1 protein-coding gene is annotated in these 1,108 nt (G+C 58.5%); it reads right to left on the reverse strand.

Translation table 11 applies throughout. From position 1 onward, the window contains the following. A partial coding sequence (locus tag AC1DU9_RS29815; RefSeq protein WP_477811272.1) for an IS4 family transposase occupies positions 1-997 on the reverse strand: 997 nt, incomplete at its 3' end. Positions 998-1,108 lie beyond the last annotated feature (111 nt).

Below are 1,108 nucleotides of genomic sequence, written 5' to 3' on the forward strand. Positions count from 1 at the left end.
GTTCCACGCTGCGCTTGAGCACTGCCAGGACGTTGTAGGCCAGGATCGCTGAAGCAAATCCCAGCAACGCCGCCCGCGGAGCGCCAAGGCTTTCGATTTCACTGTCCAGCACCGACTCCAGGCGCTGGAACATCCCTTCGATACTCCAGCGACGACGGTATAACTCGGCGATCTGCCCGGCGCTGACGGTGTCGGGCAAGTTGCTCCAGAACCACATCACCGTGTCACCTGAGTCAGTAGGGGTCTGTAGGTTCAGTTCAACTCGGCGCCAGCGGTGACCACCTTTGAGTTCGATGATYTGCTCGCKCACCGTTSCGGATTCGATGGCCACAGATTCTTGCCAGCCGCCTTCCTCAATCAACCGTGGATGTTTGCTTTGCTGGCGAATAATGAAMGAAGCCCCCGCGTCCTCGCAGGCTTGCATGACGGGCAGCGTGCAGTACAACCGATCGGCCATCCAYAGCTGGCCCTTAGTRGCGCGGGCCAACAGCGGCAGCACGCTGACGCGCTCACTSGCGTAGGCATCCTCGCATGGCTGCAAGTCGACGATCTGATCSAGGTCCGGGTCGTAGACCACKACTGAAAACCCTGGTCGCGCCGCACCTCGCTCACGCCGCAAAGCCCCCAAGCGTTTTTCAGTAGAAGGCAGGTGGTTGCCGTCGACAATGCGCAGCTGCCAGCCAGGCAAAATGGCTGAACAGCCCAACTCTTYTATCGTCGGAGCCAAGCGCTCGGCGCTTCCTGYAACCAACGCCCGCAGCAACGCGGGCTCTGTGCGGCTGACCTTGTCATAGAGCGCCGCCAASGTAACCGGCAGCCCCTCCATTTGCCGGGCAGCGGCATGCAAAGACGGGCGCAAACCCAATGAAACAAGGGACATCAGCTCAACGATGGTCGAAAACAACAGCTCACGCGGGTAYTGGCGTTGACGGTGTTCTTCAAACACCTGATCMACCCATTCGGCAGGAACAGCCTGCTCCAGTATCAATTTCGTCATGACACTGGCCGGTGTCTTTTTTTCAAACCGCGCTAGAACTTCTGCCCACATCGTTTTCGTCACCCTGACTGGAGTTTTAGGGGATTCTAAACGAAGACCTTGAAAGGGCTG

This window comes from Pseudomonas sp. P4_C1, from assembly GCF_056402155.1.